Below are 4,814 nucleotides of genomic sequence, written 5' to 3'. Positions count from 1 at the left end.
TTCCGCACGAACAGGAGGCCACTTAATGTGGCCTCCGTCGTGAGCAGGACTGTCCGAGCAGGAAAGTTCATATATGGCGGCAGGCGCCCGCCCCGCTCCCGAGGGGCATCTCTCATGCAAAAACTTTTGTTGGGTAAAGTCCGAGGTCAATGGCGTTTTATACCGAGAAATTCAAAAATAGTTGAAAATTCATTACAAATTTGCGTTGACTTTAGGTAACTAAAGTTTCATACTCCTTTTCAACCACTGGGGGATGTGAACACGCACGGATCGTTCACATCATGATTGAAGAGGATTTCTTAGACATGTTCACGCATCAGCTAAACATTATCAGCGTAGTAATTATCTGATGCGGGTTAGCACATACAGCTAGCCCGTACGATAACGGGCGGCTGATGAAGATGAGGGCCGTCGAGCGCAACCGACGGCCCTCATTTTTTATGTCTAGGAAGTTCTTTTTAGAGGAGGAAATGTAATGAACGGAGTTTTGCTCATGGTTGTGGCCGCGGCGGTGCTCGCCTGCGGCTATCTGGGCTACGGCCGCTGGCTGGCCAACAAGTGGGGCGTTGACAAAGAGGCCCTCACGCCGGCCAAGCGCATGAAGGACGGCAAGAGCTTCTCGCCCGTCTCCGCCTTTACCGCGTTCTCGCATCAGTTCAGCTCGATCTGCGGTGCTGGCCCTGTCACGGGTACGATCGTCGCCATGGCCTTTGGCTGGCTGCCCGTCGTGCTCTGGGTCCTCGTCGGCGGCATCTTCTTTGGCGCCGTCCACGACTTTGGTGCTCTGTACGCTTCGATGAAGAACAACGGCAAGTCGCTCGCTCAGCTCATCGAGAAGTACATCGGCAAGACCGGCCGTCGCCTGTTCCTGCTGTTCTGCTGGCTGTTCTGCATCATCGTCATCGCCGCCTTCACCGACATGGTCTGCAAGACGTTCATGTTCACCCCGGCCGTTGACGCTTCTGGCGCCGCTACCGGTGCCATCGACTTCACCAAGTCCTATGCCGCTGGCTGCGCTGGCACCATCTCCATCCTGTTCACCTTCGTCGCTATCGCCTTTGGTTGGGCCCAGAAGAAGTTCAACCTCACCGGTGCCGCCGAGTTCGTCACCGGCGTGGTCCTCATGGTTCTCATGTTCGCCGTCGGTATGCAGTTCCCGGTCTACCTGGATAAGTTCCAGTGGTTCGCCGTCGTCATGGTCTACCTGGTCTTCGCTGGCGCTATGCCCATCCAGATGCTCAAGACCCCGCGTGACTACCTCACTTCCATCATGATGATCGTCATGATCGCCTGCGCTGTCCTCGGCATCGTCGTCCTGGGCGTTAACGGCCAGGCCACTATCACCGCTCCGGTCTTCACCGGCTTCTCCACTGCCTCCGGCATGATGTTCCCGGTCCTGTTTGTCTCCGTCGCTTGTGGTGCTCTCTCCGGTTTCCACAGCCTCGTTTCTTCCGGCACCTCTTCTAAGCAGGTCGAGAAGGAGCAGGACGCCGTCAAGGTCGGTTATGGCGCCATGATCGTCGAGTCCTTCGTCGGCATCCTTGCCATCATCGTCGCCGGCATCATGTTCTCCGATATGAACACCGCCGGTACTGGCGCCCTCAACGCCGGTGTCGCTTCCACCCCGTTCCAGATCTTCGCCGCTGGCATCTCCCGCGGTATGCAGGCCTTCGGTGTTGACGGTACGCTCGCTACCGTCTTCATGACCATGAACGTTTCCGCTCTGGCCCTGACCTCGCTCGACGCCGTCGCCCGCATCGCCCGCACCTCGTTCTCCGAGTTCTTTGCCCAGACCAACGACGCCCTGGCCATCGAGTCCAAGGCCGGCTATATGAAGGTCCTCGGCAACCCCTGGTTCGCCACGGTCGTTACCCTGCTTCCCGGTCTCGCCCTCGCTTTTGGTGGCTATGCCAACATCTGGCCGCTCTTTGGTGCTTCCAACCAGCTGCTCGGCGGTATGACCATGATCACCCTCGCCGTGTTCTGCAAGTGCACCGGTCGCAAGGGCTGGATGCTCTACGTGCCCGTCGCCTTCCTGCTCTGCTGCACCTTCACCTCGCTGGTCCAGAGCGCCATGGGCTGCATGACCGCCGTCCAGGCCTACGGTTTCTTCGGTACCATCCCGGCTACCGCCACCACGGCCGCCGTCTCCGTCGCCGCCACCAAGGGCCTGCAGCTCGTCTTTGCCGTTCTGCTGATGGTCCTGGGCCTCATCGTCGCCGTCAACTGCCTCAAGGAGTTCTTCGGCAAGGAGGCTGGCTCCATGCCTGATGAGGAGCCCGAGTGGTCCGAGATGGGCAAGGCCGAGTACGGTCGCGCCGCTGCCGCTGAAGCTCCTGCCGACGCCGAGGCCGCCAAGGCCTAGTCGGTCGGACGGGTTGAATCTCCCATCTATTTGACTCGGAAAGACCGGGTCCGCAATCAAGCGGACCCGGTCTTTTATCTTGTGAGAACAGGTGGTGCAAGGGCGTTCTCGCAGATGTTTTGCGTGGATAGGCTCGTGCGTTGTACCATATGGACGTATATGTGTGCATATGAAAGGGGCCCCGTGGCCAAGACGGTATATTCCGATAATCAAAACAATGTCGATGCCCTGGCTGAGCGTCTGAGCAGCCAGACATCGCTTTCTGCCGAGCGTGCCAAGCTGGTTGCCTACGACCTGCTTTGCCGCAAGGCGCTCAAGATTAAGTCGAGTGCGCTGGCGCAGATTTTCCGCTCCGTCGATAAGGAGTGCGACACCAAGGCGATGCGCGATGAGCTTATCGCGGCAAATATCGTGACCAAGATCGAGGGTAGTGGCATTAACGGGCGCCCGGCGTTCTATACCATCAATGCCGAGATCCGCGATGCCCAGGAGCAACCTGCCGAGTCCGTCGAAGATTTTATCGTCGAGGATTCCGCTGACGTGCCTGCTGTGGAAGAAGTTGCTCCGCGTGAGCATGTCGATACCGATGAGTTGCTCGATGAGAACGTTGTGCGTGCCTTTACGGCCAAGGCAGGACGCGGCGGTTTTGGCGGGGGCGGCAAGCGCGATGCACAGCGCCGCGCCCAGCAGGAGCGCTTCCGTCGCGCCGTTGCTCGAAAGGGCGAGACGGATGCCGAGGCTGTTGAGACCGAGGTTGCTGCCGAGTCGCAGAAGCCCACGAAGGAGCAAAAGCCCGTGGAGGCCCAAGAGCCCAAGCGCCGCCGCGGTGCTCACTTTAAGGCTGCACAGCAGGGTGCCGCGCGTGAGGTCGAAGAGTCTTCTGAGGTTGCAGACGATGTTGAGGAGTCTGCCAAGAAGGCTCCGGGTTCGTGTCGTCCCGGCCGCGGTTTTGAGGGACGCGCGTATCCCGTAAAGCGTCAGGAGAAGGGCGAGTCGGTTTCGACCACCCAGGACGAGAAGGCCGTTGAGCCGGCGGCTCGCGAGCAAAAGCCTGTTGAGCCGCAGCTTGAGGCTGATGCCGAGGCCAAGGGCCAGCAGCCTACTGATGAGCAGACGGAGCGGGGCGCGTCGAGCAAGCCTCGCCGCCGTCGCCATCGTGGGGGCCGCAGTTCCCATGCCGAGACTGCAGCCGAGAGGACCACGCCGCAGGACGAGGATGCGAAGGCCGAGGTTTCTTCGGGGCAGCCTAAGCGCCAGCCGGCGAAGGAGAGCAAGTCCGATCGTCCGCAGAAGCAGGCGTCTATGCCGAAGCGCGAGCGCAATTCCCAAGGCGATTCTAAACGCAAGTCTCAGAAGAAGCCGGAGTCTTCCGCAGCAGGTACTGCTGCCCAGCAGCCCAAGTCGGCCGTTCGCGGTGAGGTATCGGCGTTCGCCCTTGCCCGCGTTTTAGGCAGGCAGCTGCTCAAGGTTGTCCCTACGCCTACGGCGCTCTCTAAGATCAAGGAGCAGCAGACACAGATCGTAAAGGTCGAGGGCAAGGACGGCAAAAAGGCTCCGCAGCGCACTCAGCACAACGAGATGTCCAACCGCAAGATTGCCGAGGAAATCGCAATCATCCAGGCTTGGATCGAGCAGAACCGAGGTGCCGATACGCCGGTTGCCTCGCGCCGCCAGCGTGCCTACCAGATCTTTAACGACGAGAAGGCTTTTGACGGCAAGCACGGTGAGCGCCTGATAAGGCGCATGACCGAAAAGGGCATCAGCATGCAGGCGATCAAGGTCGCCCCCAATCGCCCCGTGCACTTTACGGGCTTCTTTACGCTGGGCGCCGACAAGCCGTTCATTATGGTCGAAAACCTGGACACCTACGACGAGATCGTCAAGCTGCTGCGTGGCCGCAAGCACGCCAAGCTCTTTGGCATCAAGGTGGGCGGCGTGATTTTTGGCGGCGGATGCAAGGCGAGCGTCTCGCATGCCCTGGACGATTATCTGGCCGAGATTGGCTATCGCTTTAACTACGTCTACTACGTGGGCGATATCGACCGCGAGGGCGCGCGCATCGTCGAGCAGGCTCGCAATGCCAATGTGGTTGAGATTCGCCTGCATGCTGGCATGTACCGCGCCATGCTCGCCGAGCACAAGCGTCGCGTGAAGGCCGGCGGAGAGTGCGAGCCCGCGGCTGCCAACCAGGGCGTGCCGCAGAACTTGGCGGCGACGATCAAGGATCTGCCCATGGTCACGCGCGTGCAGTTCCGCAATGTGCTGCGCGAGGGCGCGCGCATTCCGCAGGAGATTCTGATGACCGCCGACTATCGGGATGGCGACTCGGGAAGCTTCGACCGCATGCTGAACAACTAAATTCCGCCGGCCCCGGGAGAGCGGGGACACCGGCTTAGGTTTCCTGCTCTACAGTCCTGCTCACGACGGAGGCCACATTAAGTGGCCTCCT

The 4,814-nt window shown here is 60.1% G+C and carries 2 protein-coding genes; both read left to right on the top strand.

Going from position 1 to position 4,814, the window contains the following annotated elements:
• Positions 1-475 precede the first annotated feature (475 nt).
• Complete coding sequence (locus DXC79_RS09885; protein WP_117636065.1) at positions 476-2,365, top strand: carbon starvation protein A; 1,890 nt, start codon at positions 476-478, stop codon at positions 2,363-2,365.
• Between the two features lie 183 nt (positions 2,366-2,548).
• On the top strand, positions 2,549-4,723 hold the full coding sequence (locus DXC79_RS09880; protein ID WP_158551014.1) for a hypothetical protein: 2,175 nt from the start codon (positions 2,549-2,551) through the stop codon (positions 4,721-4,723).
• Positions 4,724-4,814 lie beyond the last annotated feature (91 nt).

Source organism: Collinsella sp. TF08-11AT, assembly GCF_003437035.1.
Classification (GTDB): domain Bacteria; phylum Actinomycetota; class Coriobacteriia; order Coriobacteriales; family Coriobacteriaceae; genus Collinsella.
The sequence above is the reverse complement of the archived record's forward strand: the minus strand, read 5'-3'. Positions and strand labels throughout refer to the sequence as shown.